The 21,005-nt window shown below is 61.5% G+C and carries 20 protein-coding genes and 1 pseudogene; 15 read left to right on the forward strand and 6 right to left on the reverse strand.

What is annotated here, in order from left to right; genetic code table 11:
* Window positions 1-4: 4 nt before the first annotated feature.
* Window positions 5-280 carry a metal/formaldehyde-sensitive transcriptional repressor gene (locus VXM67_RS14925; protein ID WP_027907343.1) on the reverse strand — a complete coding sequence of 92 codons (276 nt, stop codon included), beginning with the start codon at window positions 278-280 and terminating at the stop codon, window positions 5-7.
* On the opposite strand from VXM67_RS14925, the pseudogene VXM67_RS14930 reads away from it, so the two are divergent.
* The 3 genes and pseudogenes from VXM67_RS14930 to VXM67_RS14940 all read left to right on the forward strand — a co-directional run bounded on the left by VXM67_RS14930 (window position 270) and on the right by VXM67_RS14940 (window position 3,610).
* Window positions 270-641 (forward strand): annotated as a pseudogene (locus VXM67_RS14930) (integrase). The gene VXM67_RS14925 and the pseudogene VXM67_RS14930 overlap by 11 nt on opposite strands.
* A 41-nt stretch (window positions 642-682) precedes the next feature.
* Complete coding sequence (locus VXM67_RS14935) at window positions 683-2,269, forward strand: ABC-F family ATPase (RefSeq protein WP_023380790.1); 1,587 nt, start codon at window positions 683-685, stop codon at window positions 2,267-2,269.
* Window positions 2,270-2,419: 150 nt separating this feature from the next.
* Window positions 2,420-3,610: an MFS transporter gene (locus VXM67_RS14940; RefSeq protein ID WP_023380791.1), complete on the forward strand. Its 1,191-nt coding sequence runs from the start codon at window positions 2,420-2,422 to the stop codon at window positions 3,608-3,610.
* Here the strand turns inward: VXM67_RS14940 and VXM67_RS14945 are convergent.
* The gene (locus VXM67_RS14945; protein WP_023380792.1) at window positions 3,560-4,618 is read right to left on the reverse strand and encodes a hypothetical protein; all 1,059 of its coding nucleotides are present in this window, start codon (window positions 4,616-4,618) and stop codon (window positions 3,560-3,562) included. The two genes, VXM67_RS14940 and VXM67_RS14945, sit on opposite strands and share 51 nt — an antisense overlap.
* A gap of 130 nt (window positions 4,619-4,748) precedes the next feature.
* Window positions 4,749-5,360: an FMN-dependent NADH-azoreductase gene (locus VXM67_RS14950; protein ID WP_023380793.1), complete on the reverse strand. Its 612-nt coding sequence runs from the start codon at window positions 5,358-5,360 to the stop codon at window positions 4,749-4,751.
* A gap of 133 nt (window positions 5,361-5,493) precedes the next feature.
* On the opposite strand from VXM67_RS14950, the gene VXM67_RS14955 reads away from it, so the two are divergent.
* Together VXM67_RS14955 and VXM67_RS14960 are read left to right on the forward strand one after the other, a co-directional pair.
* Window positions 5,494-6,396: a LysR substrate-binding domain-containing protein gene (locus VXM67_RS14955; RefSeq protein ID WP_023380794.1), complete on the forward strand. Its 903-nt coding sequence runs from the start codon at window positions 5,494-5,496 to the stop codon at window positions 6,394-6,396.
* The gene (locus VXM67_RS14960) at window positions 6,389-6,748 is read left to right on the forward strand and encodes an MmcQ/YjbR family DNA-binding protein (protein WP_104881699.1); all 360 of its coding nucleotides are present in this window, start codon (window positions 6,389-6,391) and stop codon (window positions 6,746-6,748) included. The genes VXM67_RS14955 and VXM67_RS14960 overlap by 8 nt, the downstream gene beginning before the upstream one ends.
* A 117-nt stretch (window positions 6,749-6,865) precedes the next feature.
* Here the strand turns inward: VXM67_RS14960 and VXM67_RS14965 are convergent, their stop codons facing one another.
* Together VXM67_RS14965 and VXM67_RS14970 are read right to left on the reverse strand one after the other, a co-directional pair.
* Entirely contained in the window at window positions 6,866-7,294 is a 429-nt protein-coding gene (locus tag VXM67_RS14965) for a DUF1294 domain-containing protein (protein WP_027907340.1), read from the reverse strand.
* Between the two features lies 1 nt (window position 7,295).
* Window positions 7,296-8,126: an undecaprenyl-diphosphate phosphatase gene (locus VXM67_RS14970; RefSeq protein WP_027907339.1), complete on the reverse strand. Its 831-nt coding sequence runs from the start codon at window positions 8,124-8,126 to the stop codon at window positions 7,296-7,298.
* Between the two features lie 301 nt (window positions 8,127-8,427).
* On the opposite strand from VXM67_RS14970, the gene VXM67_RS14975 reads away from it, so the two are divergent.
* The 10 genes from VXM67_RS14975 to VXM67_RS15020 all read left to right on the forward strand — a co-directional run bounded on the left by VXM67_RS14975 (window position 8,428) and on the right by VXM67_RS15020 (window position 19,460).
* Entirely contained in the window at window positions 8,428-10,062 is a 1,635-nt protein-coding gene (locus VXM67_RS14975; RefSeq protein ID WP_023380798.1) for a methyl-accepting chemotaxis protein, read from the forward strand.
* 215 nt (window positions 10,063-10,277) lie between these two features.
* Window positions 10,278-10,844, forward strand: a complete 567-nt coding sequence (gene pnuC, locus VXM67_RS14980; RefSeq protein WP_027907338.1) for a nicotinamide riboside transporter PnuC — start codon at window positions 10,278-10,280, stop codon at window positions 10,842-10,844.
* Entirely contained in the window at window positions 10,841-11,368 is a 528-nt protein-coding gene (locus VXM67_RS14985) for an AAA family ATPase (protein ID WP_027907337.1), read from the forward strand. The genes pnuC and VXM67_RS14985 overlap by 4 nt, the downstream gene beginning before the upstream one ends.
* Window positions 11,369-11,675: 307 nt before the next feature.
* Entirely contained in the window at window positions 11,676-12,113 is a 438-nt protein-coding gene (locus VXM67_RS14990; RefSeq protein ID WP_027907336.1) for a hypothetical protein, read from the forward strand.
* 1 nt (window position 12,114) lies between these two features.
* On the forward strand, window positions 12,115-12,687 hold the full coding sequence (locus VXM67_RS14995) for a hypothetical protein (RefSeq protein ID WP_027907335.1): 573 nt from the start codon (window positions 12,115-12,117) through the stop codon (window positions 12,685-12,687).
* A gap of 51 nt (window positions 12,688-12,738) precedes the next feature.
* Window positions 12,739-14,274: a hypothetical protein gene (locus VXM67_RS15000; RefSeq protein ID WP_023380803.1), complete on the forward strand. Its 1,536-nt coding sequence runs from the start codon at window positions 12,739-12,741 to the stop codon at window positions 14,272-14,274.
* Window positions 14,275-14,342: 68 nt separating this feature from the next.
* Complete coding sequence (locus VXM67_RS15005; RefSeq protein WP_023380804.1) at window positions 14,343-15,023, forward strand: C39 family peptidase; 681 nt, start codon at window positions 14,343-14,345, stop codon at window positions 15,021-15,023.
* Between the two features lie 33 nt (window positions 15,024-15,056).
* Window positions 15,057-15,803 (forward strand): hypothetical protein, encoded by a 747-nt coding sequence (locus tag VXM67_RS15010; protein ID WP_027907334.1) that lies wholly within the window; start codon window positions 15,057-15,059, stop codon window positions 15,801-15,803.
* 50 nt (window positions 15,804-15,853) lie between these two features.
* Complete coding sequence (locus VXM67_RS15015; protein WP_023380806.1) at window positions 15,854-17,134, forward strand: hypothetical protein; 1,281 nt, start codon at window positions 15,854-15,856, stop codon at window positions 17,132-17,134.
* A 124-nt stretch (window positions 17,135-17,258) separates the two neighbouring features.
* Window positions 17,259-19,460, forward strand: coding sequence for an LTA synthase family protein (locus VXM67_RS15020; protein ID WP_027907333.1), 2,202 nt, complete (start codon window positions 17,259-17,261; stop codon window positions 19,458-19,460).
* Window positions 19,461-19,528: 68 nt separating this feature from the next.
* On the opposite strand, the gene VXM67_RS15025 is transcribed toward VXM67_RS15020, so the two are convergent.
* Window positions 19,529-20,854 (reverse strand): sigma-54 dependent transcriptional regulator, encoded by a 1,326-nt coding sequence (locus tag VXM67_RS15025; RefSeq protein WP_023380808.1) that lies wholly within the window; start codon window positions 20,852-20,854, stop codon window positions 19,529-19,531.
* Window positions 20,855-21,005 lie beyond the last annotated feature (151 nt).

The following is a 21,005-nucleotide window of genomic DNA, read 5'->3' on the forward strand; positions in this document are numbered from 1 at the left end:
TTTCTCACTTTGAGTATCGGCGGATGGCTTCCAGGAGCGCTTCCACACCTTGCGCCCTCTCTTGATCAGTGAGACCCGCCCTGGCTACATGCTCACGGGCATGGTCCTCAACAATCTCATCAAGTAGCCCGTTGATTGCGCCACGGGTTGCAGCCACCAGATGCAGGGTTTTTGCGCAGTCAGCATCGCCCTCCAGTGCACGCTCTATAGCCTGTACTTGTCCAGCGATGCGCTTCACCCGCTTGAGCAACTCATCTTTTCCGGATTGCATGTGGGCCATAACATACCCCCCTACCCTATATTGCGTGAATGATGCGCTTGATTTTCGTTGGGAGCAAGGGAGGGTCGGCAAAAGCAGGCTGTGGTTCCACGAACCAAGTGTTACAATCCGCCACTTCAAAGCGGCGCTCGAAGCGCTGGACATCCGTGAACGTCGGCAGTACGACACCCGCCACACCTACGCAACCATGCGCCTGATGACTGGGATGAACCGTGCGTTCATCACGAACCAGCTTGGCCAAAGCGTTGAGATGTTGCCCTCTACCTACGCGTAATGGATCAGCTCCTCCTCGGACTGGAGGGAGCTGGAGAAGCTGCCGCCCCGAGTCGAATTGGCCCAGCATTGGCCCAACACTGACTAGAGGGCCTAAATACACCTCTGGAACCCCCGCAGGACAAGCACTTGATTTCTACCGCCAACATCACCATGCAATTCGGCTCCAAGCCGTTGTTCGAAAACGTCTCGGTCAAATTCAACAACGGCAACCGCTACGGCCTGATCGGCGCCAACGGCTGCGGCAAGTCCACCTTCATGAAAATCCTCGGCGGCGACCTCGAGCCGTCCGCGGGTCAGGTCATGCTCGAGCCGAACACCCGTCTGGGCAAGCTGCGCCAGGATCAGTTCGCCTATGAAGAGTTCACGGTCATCGACACCGTGATCATGGGTCACAACCAGTTGTGGAAAGTCAAAGCCGAGCGCGACCGCATCTACTCGCTGCCGGAAATGACCGAGGAGGACGGCATGGCCGTCGCCGAGCTGGAAACCGAATTCGCTGAAATGGATGGCTACACTGCCGAGTCCCGTGCCGGCGAGCTGCTGCTGGGCCTGGGTATTCCGCTGGAACAGCACTTTGGACCGATGAGCGAAGTCGCGCCAGGTTGGAAGCTGCGCGTGCTGCTGGCACAGGCGCTGTTCTCGGATCCGGACGTGCTGCTGCTGGACGAACCGACCAACCACCTGGACATCAACACCATCCGCTGGCTGGAGAACATCCTCACCGCGCGTAACAGCACCATGGTGATCATTTCCCACGACCGGCACTTCCTCAACAGTGTCTGCACCCATATGGCCGACCTGGATTACGGTGAACTGCGCCTGTTCCCGGGCAACTACGACGAGTACATGACCGCCGCCACCCAGGCCCGTGAGCAGTTGCTGGCCGACAACGCCAAGAAGAAGGCCCAGATCGCTGAACTGCAGACCTTCGTCAGCCGCTTCTCGGCCAACGCCTCCAAGGCCAAGCAAGCCACCTCGCGCGCCAAGCAGATCGACAAGATCCAGTTGGCCGAGGTCAAGCCTTCAAGCCGTGTCAGCCCGTTCATCCGCTTCGAGCAGACCAAGAAGCTGCACCGCCAGGCCGTGACCGTCGAGAAAATGGCGAAAGCTTTCGACGACAAGGTGCTGTTCAAGGACTTCAGTTTCACGATCGAAGCCGGCGAGCGTGTGGCGATCATCGGTCCGAACGGTATCGGCAAGACCACCTTGCTGCGTACCCTGGTCGGTGAAATGACCCCGGACAAGGGTGAAGTGAAGTGGACCGACAGCGCCGAAGTGGGCTACTACGCCCAGGATCACGCGCACGACTTCGAAGACGACATGAGCCTGTTCGACTGGATGGGCCAGTGGACCACCGGCGAGCAGGTGATTCGCGGCACCTTGGGCCGGATGCTGTTCTCCAACGACGAGATCCTCAAGTCGGTGAAGGTCATTTCCGGTGGCGAACAGGGCCGCATGCTGTTCGGCAAACTGATCCTGCAAAAACCGAACGTACTGGTCATGGACGAACCGACCAACCACCTGGACATGGAGTCGATCGAGGCACTGAACCTGGCGCTTGAGAACTATCCAGGCACGCTGCTGTTCGTCAGCCACGACCGCGAGTTCGTGTCGTCGCTGGCCACTCGCATCATCGAACTGACCCCCACTGGCGTGGTGGACTTCAGCGGCACCTACGATGACTACCTGCGCAGCCAGGGCGTCGTAGTCTGAGCCGACCGCACAAGGGCCGCACCGCGGCCCTTTTTTGCGCCCCGGCCCAGCGGGCAAGGCTCGCAATCAAATAATCATTAGCCTGCTTTCATTTCCGTCGCGCAACGGCCATGATGAATCCACGCCCACCGCCCGCCCGCGAACGAGCCCATGACCGCGCAACAACCCTCCCCCAGCACCCGCGCCAACCTCACGCTACAGATCCTGTCGATCGTTTTCTACACCTTCATCGCCTTCCTCTGCATTGGCTTACCGATTGCGGTGCTGCCCGGCTACGTGCATGACCAATTGGGCTTTGGCGCGGTAATCGCCGGGGTGACCATCGGCCTACAGTACCTGGCCACCCTCCTCAGCCGTCCCTTCGCTGGGCGTGTGGCCGATACCTTGGGTGGCAAGCGTGCCATTGGCTACGGACTGTTCGGGATTGCCGGCTGCGGGGTATTGACGTTGCTGTCGGCCTGGACGCTTGCACTTCCCGTGCTGAGCCTGTTGCTGCTGCTGGCTGGACGGGTGCTGCTGGGCGTGGCCCAGGGGCTGATTGGGGTGGCGACATTGAGCTGGGGCATCAGCCAGGTAGGTGCGGAGCATACGGCCAGGGTGATTTCCTGGAACGGCATCGCCTCCTACGGCGCCATTGCCATCGGTGCGCCGGTGGGCGTGCTGGCCGTGGACGGCCTTGGCTTCAGTGTGCTGGGCCCGGCGCTGTTGCTGCTTGCGCTGTCGGCCTTGCTGGCATTGCGCAAGCGCCCGGATGTGGTGGTGGTCCGTGGTGAACGCCTACCGTTCTGGTCGGCTTTCGGGCGCGTCGCGCCCTGCGGCCTGGGGCTGACACTGGCCTCGATCGGTTATGGCACCCTGACCACCTTCGTCACCCTTTATTACCTTGAGCGTGGCTGGATTGGCGCAGCGTGGTGCCTGAGCGCATTCGGCCTGTGCTTCATCGTTTCGCGGCTGCTGTTCGTCAACGCGGTCAACCGCTTTGGCGGCTACAACGTGGCCATCGCCTGCATGGCCACCGAAGTGGTCGGTTTGGGCCTGTTGTGGCTCGCCCCTTCGCCGCCCTGGGCACTGCTGGGGGCGGGCCTGACCGGCTTCGGGCTTTCACTGGTGTATCCGGCGCTGGGGGTCGAGGCCATCAAGCAGGTGCCCAGCAGCAGCCGAGGTGCCGGACTGGGCGCTTACGCGGTGTTCTTCGACCTGGCCCTGGCCATCGCCGGCCCAGTCATGGGCGCGGTCGCCGTGCACTTGGGCTACGCCTCGATCTTTTTCGTCGCGGCCCTGCTCGCCCTGTCAGGGGTGGGCCTGATCCTGCTGCTGGCCCGGCGCAACAACGGCGGTTGAGCGCCCTGCGGGCAGCGGCGCGCCCAGTGCCTGGCTGAAAAATGCAGCAGTGTCACGCGTTAGCGAGCGATGGATATGCCGGCGGTCGACACCGTCGGCATCCTTGCACAGCACTGGCATGCGAGCGTGCTGCTCTTCGTCGCAGCGGGCCATGAACACGAAATGCCCAGCGCCGGCCAACAAGCGGTAATCCGGGGTGAGCGGAAGCTTACGGGCAAGGGCCTCGGCATTCCGGTCCAGCGCCACCAATTGGTCGCTGTCACCGCTGAAGATCAATGCCGGCACCTTTACGCCAGCCAGGGCGTGACGGCCAAACATCAGGCTAAGCGGTGCCATCAGCATCACCGCGCCTATCCGTGTATCTGGCTGGGGGCTCAGTTCGCTACGGTCGGCTATCAATACACCATGGGTCTTGCAGGCATCGGCATCGTCTGGGCGCTCCAGGCAGTAGCGCCTCAGCCGGTCCAGATCTGGCTGCGCGCCCGACAGAATCAGCGCCGTTTCACCGCCGGCCGAATAGCCAATCACACCCACTTTGCCGTCATTCAGGTAGGGCCCCAGCAACCGATCGACACGGGCGGCGGTGATGGCGGCACTGACCTGCAACGGACGACCATAGAGGTTGCTCAGGGTGCCCAGGCGGCTGTGGTCGCGGGCGTTGTCGCCTGGGTGAATCACCGCCACCACGACGAACCCCTGGTGCGCCAGGGCCGTTGCCAAGTAATGCAGCGCCAGCGGGCTTCCGGTGTTGCCATGGGACAGTACCAGCAAGGGAAATTGACCCAAAGCGACCGGGGCCTCTTCGGCCACCTGGATCGGGTAGCCGTCGATACGATTGGTGCGAGGCTCGCCTGTGGACGGGTAGAACGCCAGGGCCTGCATCGGACGGGCATCGACAGGATCGTCCAGGGTCATGCGGTGCAGCCCAACGTTCCAAGGCTGCGCCTCGGCGCGGGGCAGCAGCCCCCCCAGCAGGACCAGCGCCAACAAGATTCGGGAGGTGCTCATCGGCCCGCCACCCCTGCGAAGCAAAAGGATGACGCCAGCATAGATCCAGGATCGTCCGGGGCGGATGAAACCTAAATGAAAAAACGGCTGACACCCCAGGTGGCAGCCGTTTTCTAATTGCCTCAGCGGATCACGCGGCGGCGAACAGCTCGTTGGCGATCTGCGCCTGAGCGTCGTCAATTGCCTTGCTGCGCTGCTCCGGACCGTAGGCCAGGCCGTGGGCGCGGACGATTTCCAGGTCGGTGATACCGATGAAGCCGAGGAACACTTTGAGGAAGTCCTCATGACCGGCACCGGTCGCTTGGCCGGCGTGCAGGCCGCCTGCAGTGGATACCAGGACCACTTTCTTGTCGCCGCACAGGCCTTCAGGGCCGGCTTCGGTGTAGCGGAAGGTCTTGCCGGCGACGGCAACACGGTCGATCCAGGCTTTGAGCTGGGTCGGCACGGTGAAGTTGTACATAGGGGCGCCGATCACCACAGCGTCGGCGGCCAGGAACTCTTCCAGGGTTTCGGCGCTGAGCTTGGCTTCGAACGCCTGGGCCGCATCGCGCATGTCTTCAGGGGTACCGGCTGCAACCAAGGTCGCGGCGGAGAAGTGGGCGATGGCGTCGGCGGCCAGGTCGCGGTAGACCACTTCGATGCTCGGGTCGACGGCTTTCCAAGCTTCGACCACTTCGCGGCTCAGCTGACGGGAGGCGGAATTGTCGCCCAGGATGCTCGAATCGATATGCAACAGTTTCATGGGACTCTCCTGTGAATGAAGACCGCGGCGGTGGGCGATCACGATGGAGAGAATCCTACCGGGGCAGCCAATGGCTGATAAGGCGGCAAAAATGCGTTAGTTTGTCCTATGGATAGGACAGTGAGACAGGACCATGCAAGACCTCAATGACCTCTTTTACTTCGCCCGCGTGGTTGACGCCGGGGGGTTCGCGGCGGCAGGACGCCAGCTGGGCATCCCCAAGTCACGCTTGTCGCGACGCATCGCCGAGCTGGAGGAACGTCTGGGCACACGCCTGCTGCAACGCACCACCCGCCAGCTCAAGCTCACCGCCGTGGGCGAACGGTACCTGCATCATTGCCAGGCCATGCTGCTGGAGGCCGAGGCGGCCGACGAGGTGGTGGCGAGCATGAGCAGCGAGCCGCGTGGCCGACTGCGGGTTTCCTGCCCGGTCGCCTTGGCCCATGCCTTCTTGCCGGACGTGGTCAGTCGTTTTCTGGCGCACTACCCTCAGGTACAACTGGACATGGTGCTGCTCAACCGCCGGGTCGATCTGATTTCCGAGGGTATCGACGTGGCCCTACGGGTCCGCGATCTGGGCGATGAGGACCCTGCGCTGGTCACCCGTCGTTTGCGCCAGGCACAGATGCAGCTGGTGGCGGCTCCTGGCTTCGCCGACCACATTCGCGACCCCGCCGAACTGGCCACCCTGCCAGTCCTGGGTGCAGCAGAGGCCGACAGGCTGGTGCACTTTCGTCTGCACGGCCCAAACGGCCAACAGCAGGAGATTGCGCTGGAGCCGCGCCTGGCCATCGACGACTTCGTGGTGCGAAGCGCAGCCGTCCGCGCCGGGCTCGGCTTCTCGGCCTTGCCAAGCATGTTCTGTGAGGAACAGCTTGAACGAGGCGAACTGGTCAGGCTGCTGCCCGACTGGTCGCTGCCTGGTGGCTATCTGCAGGCGGTGTACCCTCACCGGCGGGGTCTGCTTCCAGCGGTACGGGCCTGGATCGATCATCTGGCGGCGTCGTTCGAGGCCTGTGGGGAACGTTATGTCTAGGCAGCACATGACCGAAGACCAGGTCGTGACCTTCTGCCTGGGCTTGCCGGGTGCACGGGAAGACTACAAGTGGGGCGGTGTCCGGGTGTTTTCGGTAGCCGGTAACAAGATGTTCGCGGTGCTGGATCTGGCCGGTGCAGGGCTGTCGTTCAAGGTGGCGGACGACATCTTTCTGGGCTACTGCGACCGACCCGGCGTCCGCCCGGCACCTTACCTGGCGCGGGCAAAGTGGATCAGCATGGCGCCACCCTACCCCATGGGCCGGGATGAGCTGTGCGATTTGCTGCAACGCTCGCACCAGCTAGTGGTGAAACGCCTGCCAAAACGGCTGCAGGTTGGCCTGGTGATGTGAACCGATCGCTGGCAAGCCGAGGCTCCAGGTAACGCGACGACTTCAAGAAGGACGCGCCCCTGGAGGAGCGACCTTGGGTCGCGAAAGGGCTGCAAGCAGCCCCCGGCAACGCCGCCATCAAAACAACGAGAAAAGCTGCTGATTCAGGAACAGGTAATCCACCCAGAACACCTGGTGCAGCAGCACGATGCCCCAGAACACCAGCTGGTAGGAAACCTTCCGAGTCTTGTGCCGAAACAGTTGTTGGGCCACCAGTGCTCCAGGCCAGCCCCCTAGAAGCTCGCTGACATGCAACACCTTCTCAGGCGTACGCCAGGCTTGGGCGCGCGCCTGGTGCTTGTCCTGCCAGTACAGCAGCAGGCAGATCAAGCTCGCCGCCGGATAGACGGCTAGCGGCCACCAGGCTTGCCCACCCCAAGCCATCTGGGCCACGCCAATTCCTGGCAGCAGGCACAATGCGCCCAAAACCAGCAGCTTGAAGCGGGCATGGCGTACCCCCTCCTCACGAGCGGCGCCATACTGCCCCTTGGCTTGCGTGCGTGCCATATCAGCCGTGCGCCGTCGACCAGTCGACCCAGCCGAACTGCCAGGTGGCCAGAATCAGCAGGCCAAAGGCAATGCGGTACCAGGCGAACACTGCATAGCTGTGATTGGCGATGAACTTCAACAAGCCTCGCACGGCGATCATGGCGAAAATGAACGAAGTCACGAAGCCGATGGCGAAGACTGGCAAGTCGCTGGGCTGGAACAGATCGCGGTACTTGTAGCCTGAATACACCGCCGCCCCCACCATGGTGGGCATGGCCAGGAAGAAGGAGAACTCGGTAGCGGCCTTGCGCGACAGACCGAAGATCAAGCCGCCGATGATGGTCGAACCGGAGCGGGAAGTGCCGGGGATCATGGCCAGGCACTGGATGAAGCCGATTTTCAGCGCATGGCTCCAGCGCATGTCGTCGACGTGATCGACCTCGACGCGGTGGTCGCGGCGCTCGGCCCACAGCATGATGAACCCACCGACCACCAGCGCAGCAGCCACGGTGATCGGGTTGAACAGGTATTCATGAATCAGGTCGGCGAACAACACACCGAGCACCACCGCAGGCAGGAAGGCCAGCAGCAGGTTACCGGTGAAGCGTCGCGCGCTGGGCTGGCGGGTCAGCCCAAAGACCACATCGAGGATCTTGCGTCGGAATTCCCAGACCACCGCCAGGATCGCCGCCAACTGGATGATGATGTTGAACGCCATGGCCCGCTCGCCACCGAAGCCGATCAGGTCGGCGACGATAATCTGGTGGCCGGTACTGGAAATCGGCAGAAACTCCGTGAGTCCCTCGACCACACCTAAGATGATTGCCTGGAAGGCAGTCCAAAAATCCATCGTTCCCCCGGGTGGAGCACTGCTCTGTGCAGGCCCCTAGTTCTTGATTTGCTTGTGATTTGCCGCACGCGGCGCGGCTGTTTTACAGCGACTGTTGGTGGCAATGCCAGTCGAAAAGTTCACGCTGCCTAAAGGTTTCATCTTGGGCGGCCGAAATCCTAACAGAGACGCTCTGCGATCGCTTGCCTGAACAGCGGCAGAGTAGCCCGGATCTAGCACTTAGCCATTAGTCGAGTGGGGGGCGACGGCAAAGCGTGTTTGGATGCACCTGAATAACAAGAAAAACGCGGGAGTAACCTTCATGAAGACCTTGAGGTCGATGTCGATCAGCCGCCGCTTGTGGCTGATACTGCTGGTGGCCGTGGCAATGCTGGTAGTGCTGGGCTTGTTGATGCTGCGCCAGATCCACGGCGACCTTTACCAGGCCAAGGCGGAGAAGACCCGCCATGTGGTCCAGACTGCCGCAGGTGTGCTGGCCTACTACCAGGGGCTGGAGGCTGCCGGAAGCCTCAGCCGCGAGGCGGCCCAACAGCAGGCCCTGCAAGTGGTGCGTGGGCTGCGCTATGACCAGAATGACTACTTCTGGATCAACGACCTGGGGCCGAAAATGATCATGCACCCGGCCAACCCCAAACTCGATGGCCAGGACCTTTCGGCCATCCGAGACCCAGACGGTTTCGCCGTTTTCAACGAAATGGTCGCCCTCGCCCGCAGCCAGGGCGCAGGCCCGGTCAACTACCGCTGGCCCAAGCCGGGCGCCACCGATCCGGTGGCCAAGACCTCCTACATTCAATTGTTCAAGCCTTGGGGCTGGATCATCGGTTCGGGTGTGTACGTCGACGATGTGCAGGCCGAATTCGCCCGTCAGTTGCGCGACGCCACCCTGGTCGGCCTGGGCATCGCCCTGTTGATGGCGCTTGTGGTGATGCTCATTGCCCGCAGCATTGCCCGCCCACTGCAGGAAGCCGTTCAAGCCATGGGCAACATTGCCAGTGGCGAGAGCGACCTGACCCGGCGTCTGGACACCCACGGCCGTGACGAGATCACCCACCTGGGCGAGCATTTCAACCGCTTCAACGGCAAATTGCAGGGGGTCGTCGGCCAACTGCAAGGTGCCGCCCATGCCTTGGCCCAGTCCGCAGGACAAGTCGGTGACAATGCTGGAGCCGCGCAACAGCGCAGCGCCCAGCAGTCGCTGCAGATGGACCAGGTGGCGACTGCCGTGAACGAAGTCACTTACGCCGTGCAGGACGTGGCCAAGACCGCCGAGCAAGCGGCCGGCGAGATGCGCGCTGCGCAACAGCAGGTGGAGCATGGCCAGCAAGCGATTCACGGCAGCCTGCAGCAGATCGACAGCCTGTCACAGACCATCGATCAGGCCGTGCAGGTGATCCGGGAACTGGCCGGGCACAGCAGCAAGATCGGCGGTGTACTCGATGTGATCCGCTCGATCGCCGAGCAGACCAACCTGCTGGCCCTGAATGCTGCGATCGAGGCAGCCCGCGCGGGCGAACAAGGCCGTGGTTTTGCCGTGGTTGCCGACGAAGTGCGCCTGCTGGCCCAGCGCACGGCTCAGTCGACCGCGGAAATCCATACCATGATCGAGCATTTGCAGGGCCAGTCGGATGCCGCGGTCAAAGCCATCGACACCAGCAGCGAGGCCTCCCGCCAGACGGTTCAGCAGGCCCGAGAAGCCGGCACCAGCCTGGATGCGATCAGCCACGCGCTGCACAACCTCACCGCACTCAATGCCTCCATCGCCAGTGCCACCTTGCAGCAGTCGCATGTCGTCGAGGAAATCAACCGCAACGTGCTGGATACTGCCGGTTTGTCACAGCAGACCGCCGACGCTGCCCGCCAGTCGAGCGATGCTGGGGAGGCACTGGCCCGCTTGAGCGAGGAACTGGAGCAGCTGCTGCGTCAATTCAGGGTTTGAACCGCGTCTGCGAAGGGCCGCGAGGCGGCCCCGACAGGGACTGATGCGAGGGCTATGCCCTCGATCGCAGGCTACGCCCGCGCCCCCGCAGCTTCTTCGAATCGATGAGCTTTCGTTGTTCGGTCAGAGCCGGCAGCCAAGCGGTTCACAAAGCCTTGTCACTCATCGCCCCCCACGGGCTACAATCGCGCCCCCTCCCATTCCAAGGATCGCCGATGTCCGGCCTTGAGTTCATCGCCGCCGTGCTCGGCGTAATCGCCGTCTGGCTCACCGTCAAACAAAATGCCTGGTGCTGGCCGATTGGCCTGGTGATGGTGCTGATCTATGCCTGGCTGTTCCATGAGGTCAAACTGTACTCGGGCATGCTCCTGCAAGTGGCCTACGCTGCGCTGCAGCTGTATGGCTGGTGGCAATGGCTGCGCCCGGATCGCGCCGAAGATGCACGCAAGGTGTCCCGCCTGGGGGGACCTGCCGTAGGTCACAGCCTGTTGGCCGGCCTTGTGTTGAGCCTGGCGCTGGGCGCGGCGATGGCCCGGTGGACCGATGCTGCCCTACCCTGGCTGGACGCCACCTTGACCGGTTTCAGCTTGGTGGCGCAGGTATGGATGGCGCAGAAGCGCCTGCAGTGTTGGCCGTTGTGGGTGGTGGTCGATGTGGTGTACGTCGGTCAATACCTGCATCAACAGCTGTACTTCACTGCTGGATTCTTCGCCGTGCTGACCGTCATCGCTGTGCGCGGCTGGATGGAGTGGCGTCGTGATCCGGCGTTGGTGGCGCAATGAAAGTCGTAGTGCTGTGTGGTCCGGAATCCAGTGGTAAAAGCTGGCTAAGTCGAGTGCTTCAGGCTCGCTTCGGCGGCCTTGTCGTGCCGGAATACGTGCGCCACTTCATCGACCAGGAGGGCCGCGATACCTGCTACGCCGACATCCCCACCATCGCCCGCGGGCAACTGGCGTGGGAAGATGACGCTCGCGCCCGCCAGCCTCGTTTGTTGATCCTCGATACCCACTTGCTCAGCAACCTGTTATGGAGCCGGGCACTGTTTGGCGATTGCCCGGCCTGGATCGAGCAGGCCCTGCTGGAGCGCGACTACGACCTGCATCTGTTGCTCGACCCGGAGGGTGTCGACTGGGTGGACGATGGCCAGCGCTGCCAGCCCCAACTGAGTGAGCGCCAAGGTTTTTTTGCCGACAGCCTCGGCTGGCTGCAACGCCACGAACAAGTTTGGCAGGTCGTCGGCGGCGACTGGCCAACCCGCAGCGCCGCCGCATTGGACGCTGTCGGCCAACTGCTCGCAACCCCGTGATGTGTTAAGCCCCTGAGACACCAAGGCAAGCCATGGTTCCCGTGCTTGCGCGCTTTCCGCAAATGCCGGGGTGAGTGTTACGCCGCTGATACAACCCCGCCAAAGCCGCTTGGGGCAGGGCCACAACCAGAAAAAGCTGTTCTTGGCCTGCCCCGTGTCTCGTCGCTGATACAGCTAAATGATGAAGCATTCAGCTATTGAAGCTAATTCCTTGAATTATCTATGAAAAGCAAAAACGGCACAGCTCCTGCTCTCTTCCTCGCAACGCTGATAACGGGCCAGCGAACGGAAAGAAGGAATTGCCACCGTGGAGAAACTCGATAAAGGCCTTTTCCGCCGCCTGCTGATAGGGTGCGTACTGGGTTCATGCCTCAGTCTACCGGCCCAGGCCGACAACGGAATCATCGTGATCACCCGCGATGTCCAACCCCGAATGGCGATCCGCGCGCCGCTGGCGCCAGACCCCAACCCTACCACCGCCAACGCCAACCCCTCTGCCTACATCCTCAAGCAGACCAATGAGCTCAGTGATGGCGACTTCGCCAACATCACCAGCGGCACTGGTATTTCTTCGCTGGTCAACCAGCAGACCAACAACCTGGGCGGAGCCATCGGCAACCAGAACCAGCTTCCCAACATGGCCGCTGGCCGTGGCACAGGCGCAGGCAATGGCATCTCCAACATGGTCAATTCGAGCGTCCAGCGCGGTCTTGCACCGCTGCAGATCCTGACTGGAGGCAAATGAGATGAGGCAGACGCTGTTCATCCTTGCCGCGTTTTGCAGTGCATCGACCTTGGCCCAGTCCCCCGTGATGAATGACGCTTCCATCGACAGCTCCGGCGGGCAGTACCAAGGCAACTTCTCCCTCAACCAGGCAGCGGGCGACCTGCAGCAACAGGTCAACGCCCGCGCGTTTGCCAATGGGCCGCAGGCCAGCGCGAATACGCAGATCCAACAACGCCTTCAATCCGTGATCGATCCGAACATGGATGCCCGAGCCAGCATTCAGGGCACCGCCTTCAGTCACGGCAGCGGCGCGCTGGGCATCAACCAGAGCGCAGGTGCCAGTACCCAGCAAGCCAACGCACTGAGCATCAGCACCAGTGCGCATCCGCAAAGTATCGACGACAGCGTCCTGATGCAGCAGAACGTGGCGCTGATCAAAAGCTCCGATCCAACCGATACCTCCCCTGGTTATCGCCAGGTCACCACCGGTGACCAGGCCTTCACCGGTAGCCGTGGGGTGATTCAGTTGAATCAGAGCGCCGGGGTGGGAAACCAGACGGCAAACACCCTGAGCGTACGGGTCGCGAACTGACCCAAAAAGGTAAGAACAACACTTAACCGAAAAAAAAGACGGAGAAACACCATGAAACCCTCGATGGCACTCAAGCCTCTGGTTTTCGCAATTGCTGCGGTCATGGCTGTTGCTGCACAAGCGGATCAGAACGATCGGCGTGGACATGGCCACCACGGCCACTACAACCCTCCTCCAAAACCTATCTACACCAGCGCTACTGCCACAGCTGACGACACCCAAAGAAGCACCAACAACTTCATCCTCAATGAAGGCACCGTCAACGAAGCAGAAATGAGCAGCTCGGCCGCAGGCGCGAGTGGCAACGTCGGCGTCAACGTGGCAGCCGGTAACGGCAACCAACAAGACAACGCGGCGGCTATCGCCAACACCGCGTCCGACAACTCTGCCATCGACAACAGCTTCGTCTTCGGCGACTCCGTGGCAACCGCAAACGTCGATCAACACAGCAACAACAACACCGTCAAGAACTGGTCGACCCAAAGCTCGGCTGTCATGAGCGGCTCGGCTGACGGTAGCAGCGGTAACGTGGGTATCAACATTGCTGGCGGCGACCTGAACCAGCAGAAAAACACCATGGCCATTGCCAACAACAGTGCGCCAATTGGTAACTCCACTGCCACTGCCACTGCCAAGCAGACCGGTCCAGGCCTGACCGTCATCAACCGTGCCGACCGCACCTATCGGGTGGATACGCTTACCTTCACCACCTCCAAGAGCGGTTCGTCCTCGCGCAGCGGCTCGTTCGATGCCAACATCGACAAGAGCTCCAGTTCGAGCTTCAGCGTGGCTGGCTCGCAAAGCAGCAGCGCCAGCGGTTCGAAGAGCAGCAGCGCCAGCGGCTCCAGCAGCAGCAACGCCAGTGGCTCTAGCAGCATGAACGCCAGCGGCTCCAGCAGCAGCAGCGCCAGCGGCTCGAACAACATGGCTGCCAATGGCTCGAACAGCTGGAATGCCAGTGGTTCGCATAACTCGAGCTCCAGCTCCACCTCGAGTGCTTCGCTCAGCGCCTCGCTGGATGCTTCGGCCAGTGCCGATGCAACCTCCAGCTCGTCGTTCGGCCCGTTCACCCGGACCCGCAGCGAAAGCTTCGACGGCTCGCTCAGCGCTAACCTCGACGTAGACGTCGATACCTCGAGTGACAAAACCCACGCGTCGTCCTTCGACAAGTCCTTCGATTCGTCGTTCGACAAGTCGTATAGCTCTTCGTATGACCGGACCCGCGACTCTTCTTACGACAAATCTCGCGACACCTCCTACGAGAAGTCTCGCGATTCTTCGTACGAAAAAGCGAGAGCCTCGGAGTGGGAAAAAGCCAACGCTTCGGCCTTCGAGAAGTCCGGCGAGAAAGCCTCGCAATCTTCGGACAGCATCTCGAAGAGCTACAGCGAGTCTAGCGAGTACGCACTGAGCAACACCGTGTCGTTCCAAGTGCTGACCCCGACCGGCTGGGCCAACCCTGTGACCAACACCGCAACCCTCAGTGGCTCGGTGAACGGTGGCAGCGGCAACCTGGGCGTCAACGTGGCAGCCGGTGTGGGCAACCAGCAAAGCAACTCGCTGGCCATCTCCAACACCTCGATGTAGCAACTGCGGCGTGGAGGCCCCCTTCGGGGGGCCTCTTTCTAACAAGAAATCAAAGGGGGGCGTCGAACATGCGCATTATCGCCTTGGCGTTTTTGCTGTGCATGGCCAGTGTGATCGAAGCAGCCCAGATGCCGTTGTCCGTCCTGCCGGGAGGCGCGGTCATCTACAAACCCATCCAGAGCATCCGCGAACGCAAGTTCGCCGACCTGGTGCAACAGAAAACCGACTTCAGTTGCGGCGCCGCGGCCCTGGCGACCATCCTGCGCCAAGCCTACTGGCTGGACGTCGACGAGCAGCAGATCATCGAAGGCATGCTGGCCCATGCCGACCCCGACCAGGTGCGCGTCCAAGGTTTCTCGATGCTGGACATGAAGCGCTACGTGGAAAGCCTCGGCATGCGCGCCCGTGGTTACAAGGTGGCCCCCGATACCCTGCACAGCATCCGTATTCCAGTGGTCGTGCTGATGGACATCCGCGGCTACAAGCATTTCGTGGTCATGCAGAAGGTCGATCGTGGTTGGGTCTACATCGGCGATCCGGTGCTGGGCCACAAGCGCTTCAAGGTAGAGGACTTTCTCAAGGGCTGGAACGGCATCATCTTCGCCGTCATTGGCCAGGGATACGACAAGAACAACATCCTGCTCGACCCACCGTTGCCGCTGAGCGCCAAGAACCGCATCAGTAACTTCACGCCGGTGCAGGACGCTGAGTTGATGGACTTTGGCTTTATCCAAAGCGACTTCTTCTAGCAATCAATGGGCAAGACGCTCCGGGAGCTCCCCATGAAAACTTCTACCTGGCTGGCCTTGATGTGCCTGGCCGCTACCCTGCCGACCCAGGCAGAGACATTCAAACCCATCGAGCTGAAGGATCAGGAGCTGGCCAACCTGCGTGGCCGCTACGTGATGCCGGGACGGATCGTCAGCTTCGGCATCGTCATGACCAGCACCTGGCAGAACGCCAATGGCGAGGTGATTGGCGCAACGTCTTCGATGCAGATTCAGCAATCGACCATCAAGCCGCAGTTCTATGTGTCGATGATCGACGAAAAAGGCACCGGCACCTCCCAACCCACGAGCAATGGCACAGGGACCGTCACCGGCGGCAGCGGCCTGAACACCACCGAAGGCGTGACCCAGGTGGTACGTGCCGCGGGTGACTTCAACACAGCACACAACAATGTCGCCATCAACGTGACCAAGGGCAACCAGGCCCCAACCAGCAGCCCCCAAGGTCAAGCCCTGACTGACGGCTCCTCGCTGACCGGCAGCAACGGTGCGGGTTCGCTGAACGTGTCAGCTTCCGGCACCGGGGTTCAGATGAGCATCGTTGCCAATAACAACCAGGGCAACACCTTCCAGCGCATCGGCCAAGGTGGACTGATGCAGAACACGACATTGCTCGGTGCCAGCAACCGGGTCAGCAACCTGACGTCGCTCAATGTCGTGATGCGAGACAGTGCTCGCACGGCCGGCACGATGAATGTCAACCTGGACCAGCTCAAAGGCCTTCGAAACCTCGGATACTGATCTACGCTCAGTCTCATCGAATGCAGTCAGTCAGAAGGGACGGCTAACCCATGCACCGTTTGTTGACGCTAAGAGCTATCGTCTGTTTGAGTACCCTGGCACCGGCCACTCTGCTCCAGGCTGCGGCCGACCCGGAGGTCGAAGCGCTGAAACAGGAGCTTATCGCGCTGAAACAGCGCTATGAAGCACAACAGAACGCATTGATGGTGCTGGAGCAACGACTGCGCCAGGTCGAAGAGGCACCTCAGGCCCCAGCCCCGAAACGCCTGACCAAATCGCCTGCCGAAGGGGTCAAGGGCAGCCAGACCGTGGCCTCTGGCGCGCCCGGTACCACAGGCAGTTCCTACGGACAATCGTTGCAGGACAATTCCGAGCCCGCGCAAAGCGTGTCCAACCTGTATGACGAAGCCAGCGGCTTTTTCGGTGGCGGCAAGTTCAGCGTCGAGACCGGCCTGACCTATACCCATTACGACACCCGCGCCCTTACCCTCAACGGATTCCTGGCGCTGGATTCGATTTTCCTGGGCAATATCAACATCGACCGTATCAAGGCGGACAACTGGACCCTGGACCTGACAGCCCGCTACAACATGGATCAGCGCTGGCAGTTCGATATAAACGTCCCGATCGTCTACCGCGAATCCACCTACTCCTCAGGCGGCGCAGGCGGTGCCGCTGGGGTGACGTCCGATGATACGGTGACCCGCGACCCGGCCATCGGCGACGTCAACTTCGGGATCGCCTACAAGTTCCTCGACGAAGACGAAACCTGGCCGGACGCCGTGGCCACACTGCGCGTCAAGGCACCCACCGGCAAAGACCCCTATGGCATCAAGCTGATCCAGAGCCCTGGCAACGACAACCTGGCGGTTCCGGAAGACCTGCCGACCGGCAATGGTGTCTGGTCGATCTCGCCCGGCATCTCGCTGGTCAAGACGTTCGACCCGGCCGTGTTGTTCGCCAGCCTGCAGTACACCTACAACATGCAGGACTCGTTCAGCGACATCAGCCCGCAGGTCAATTCCAAGGTTGGCGGGGACGTGAAACTCGGGGACTCGTGGCAGATCGGCGGCGGTATCGCCTTTGCCCTCAACGAGAAGATGAGTATGTCGTTCTCGGTAACCGACCAGTTCTCGAGCAAGAGCAAGATCAAGCCTGACGGGGGCGACTGGCAGTCGATCAGCAACAGTGACTACAACGCTGCGAACTTCAACATTGGCATGACATTCGCTGCGACCAACAACCTGACGATCGTACCGAACCTGTCCATCGGGCTGACCGATGATGCGCCGGACTTCTCCTTCAGCCTCAAATTCCCTTACTACTTCTGAGTTGTCCGGGCCTGCCCGGCCCGGCAATTGGTAACCAACCTTGTAACCGACCGCTTTCCTGAACTTGGCCTGTTATCATCGAGCACAGAAACATGACGTTTTAATGGCAATAAGGAAAGTTTTCGTGAATGACCTGTTAGGCCACCCTCGCACCCGTCTTGCCGCCCTGGCGACCTTGGTGCTGGTGATCCCACTGGGCGCGCGCGCCATGTTGGGTTGGTCCAACGCTTTTGGTTACCTGTCGGACCTCGCGATCGGCAGCCTGCTGGTGCTGGCACTGCATCGCCGCCCCTGGTGGCTGGCCCTGCCGGTGCTTCTGGCCTGGGCCGGGTTCTGGGTGACTTCGGCGGAGCTGGTGAGTGCAGTGGGCCGGCTGCCCACCGCCGCCGACCTGGGCTACCTGACCGACCCACAGTTCGTGGAAAACTCCACCGGTGGCGGCCTTGCCCATGCCTGGCTACCCTGGGCACTGGCGCTGGGCCTGCTGGGGTGGCTGGCGAGCCTATCGTTCGGGGTCCGTTCGCCTGCTTCTCCCTTACCCCGCAAGGCCTGGGCCATTCCCGTGCTGCTGTTCGGCCTGCACTGGAGCGGTCAGCACCTGGCGCCGTCGGACGCCGACCAATGGCGCCAATACAACCTCTCCCACCAACTGCTGGCAGCAGGCGTCGGCAGCGTGCAGCAACGTGCCCTCGATGCGTTTGGCGAACAACAGCCCGTAACCCCGCTGCCAAGCGCGGGCCTTACCCAGTCCGACTTGCATGGCCGCAAGCTGTTGGGCGTGCCCGGCCAGGCGCGCAACCTGCTGGTGATTACCCTCGAAGGTATTCCCGGGGCTTACATCAGGCCTAATCGCCAGGCCCTGAATAGCCGCTTCGACGAAGAGCTGATGCCCAAGCTCAGCCACTGGGCAGAGCGCGGCATGAATACCCCGGATTACGTGCTGCATACCCACCAGACCATTCGCGGCCTGTACGCCATGCTCTGTGGTGACTACGACAAGCTCGCCAACGGCACTCCCAAGGGCATGGAGCTGTTGACGCAGCAGCAGCGCAATCAGGCTTGCCTGCCGGCGCAGCTGCGTCAGGCAGGATTCACCACCCATTACTTGCAGGGTGCAGGCCTGCGTTTCATGGCCAAGGACCGGATCATGCCGCACATTGGCTTTGACTCGGTGAATGGCCAGGAATGGTTCCGCAACGGGAACTACCTGGAGTTCCCCTGGGGCAAGGATGACCGGGCCTTCTTCGAGGGTGCGCTGGACTACGTGGGCCAGCTACGCAAACAGGACAAGCCGTGGATGCTCACCCTGCTGACCGTGGGCACGCACCAGCCCTACTCGGCGCCCGAGCAGTACCTGGAGCGGTACGATACCGCCAAGCAGGCGGCAGTGGCCTATCTGGACGATGCCATTGGCGCGTTTCTCGACAGCCTCGAACAACAGGGTGTCCTCAAGGATACCCTGGTAGTGGTTACGTCCGATGAGTCCCACGGCATCGACGGAGTACGCCTGGCATCATCCTGGGGTTTCAACCTCACCCTCGCCCCCGAGCAAGCCGCATTGCCCCGCGTGAACCGCGGCACCTATGGGCATATCGACCTAGCCACTTCGTTGCTCGATTACTTCGCACTGCCCATTCCCGCCGCACTCGGCGGGCGCTCGCTGTTTCGCGACTATGACAGTGGCCGCGAGATGATCGCCTACACCAACGGCATGCTTCGCTACCATGACGGCAAGGGCGTGTTCACCGAGTGCGACTTCCAGCAGCGCTGCCGGCGATACGCCAGCGAGGGATTCATTGCCGACCAAGCCAAGTACCTGGGGCCAGGCGATGCGATTACCGGGCTGCAGATCAGCGCTCTGGCCGGAGTGCTCGACCAGTCCTTGCTGCAGACACCGCTGAACCTTCGCTACCAGTTCGGCGGTCCGTCCGCCATCCCGCTGCAAGCCCGAATACACGACGACTGGGCCGATAACCTGATCGGCGCACAGTATCTGGAACTGCCGGAGGGCTCGCACACCAGGGTACGGGTCAAGATCCGCTCCCTCGACCCGCAGCACAATGCCTACATTCAGCTCAAAGCCAAAGAGCTAGAGCAGGATGTACCATTGGGGCTACCTGAAGAAATGCTGGTAACGGCGGACCAGCCTCTGGACATGGAGTTCGGTTTCGACAACCCGACTGAGCGCAAGGCGTTTTCTTTCCATTTGCTGGGGTACGGCGGTGGCGAGGTGGAGGTCAGTGACTTCAGTGTGATCACAGCGCTGCCGGGCGAGGACGAGGCTGTCGAGGAAATTGCCGACGGGCATATTGCGCAGTCGAGTTGAGACGCAGTGCCAAAGTGTCCAGGCTGCTTCCGAACAACCCCACACGTTGAGTCAGCCCGGCTGAATGCTTACCTGATCTGATGCTTGTGCAGCAGGCGATAGAAGGTTGGCCGCGACACCCCGAGCACCCGCGCCGCGATGCTCAGGTTATCGCTGTGCCGGTTGAGCACATCGCACAATGCCTGACGTTCCGCGCGGTGCTTGTAGTCCTCCAGCGTGCCCAGCGGTTGATCCTGTTGCTCCACTACCTGCAAACCAAGGTCCTGCGCCTCAATCTGCCGCCCTTCGGCCAGGACCAAACCTCGCCTCACACGATTGGCCAGTTCCCGCACATTACCCGGCCAGTCGTGTCGGCCCATCGCAGCCAGCGCATGGTCGCTGAACGAACGCGGTCTGCGCCCTGTTTCCAGGCTGTAGAAATGCGAAAAGTGGTTGGCGAGCATCGACAGGTCACCATGGCGGTCGCGCAGGGGCGCAGTCACGACCTGCAGGACGTTCAGCCGGTAATAGAGGTCTTCGCGAAAGCGGCCCTGTTCGATGGCCTTCTCCAGGTCCACATGGGTCGCGGCCAGTACCCTGACGTCAACGGGGATAGGTTGGCTGCCTCCCACCCGTTCGATGTGCTTCTCTTGCAGAAAACGCAGCAAATTGGCTTGCAACTCCAACGGCAAGTCACCGATTTCATCGAGAAAGAGCGTACCGCCGTGCGCTGCTTCGATTCGCCCGACCTTGCGCTGGTGGGCACCCGTGAAAGCCCCCTTTTCATGACCGAACAGTTCGGACTGGATCAGGTGTTCCGGGATCGCGCCGCAGTTAATGGCGATAAACGGTTGATCGAAGCGTTGCGACTGACGGTGCAACGTGCGGGCCACCAACTCTTTGCCCGTGCCACTTTCTCCCCGGATCAGCACCGGCGATTCGGTCGGCGCCAGTTTGCCCAACAACTTGCGCAGTTCACGGATGGGTCTGCTGTCGCCAAGCAGTTCGTGCTCAAGCTCCTCCACCTGCATCGCACCTTTGCCACGCAAGCGCGCCATGCCAAACGCACGCCCCAAGGTAACTTGAACCCTGGACACATCGAACGGCAAGGTGTGGAAATCGAAGAACCACTCGCAGACGAAATCTCCGACGTTCTGCATGCGCAGCTCTTCAGCGCTCAACACGGCAATCCATTCGGTGTTGCTGCGCTTGATCATGTCCTTGACTGCGTCGGGGTGGCGCAGGTGCGACGCCTGCAGGCGCAGCAAGCCGACATCGCATGGGTACTCCAGCGCAGCGCCCAGCGTACAGCTATGCACGTCCCAGCCCGCTCCACTCAGGCCTGGCAAAAGACGGTGGCAATCGTCGCAAGGATCGACAATGAGCAAGCGGCGTTGAGATGCAGGCTCGTGCATAACCTTTCCTTGGCGCCAAATTATGGTTTTTTACATGAAAACAGTAAGTTGCGACGCCCGAATTAACAGTAGCAACGAACTTGGCGCCGCCCACTACCGTTTGTCTGTAAACGGGAGTGGCCACAATTCGACAAGGGAATTTTCACCGGTT

It is taken from the genome of Pseudomonas sp. Rh2 (assembly GCF_040762985.1).
In the GTDB taxonomy this organism is placed as follows: domain Bacteria; phylum Pseudomonadota; class Gammaproteobacteria; order Pseudomonadales; family Pseudomonadaceae; genus Aquipseudomonas; species Aquipseudomonas taiwanensis.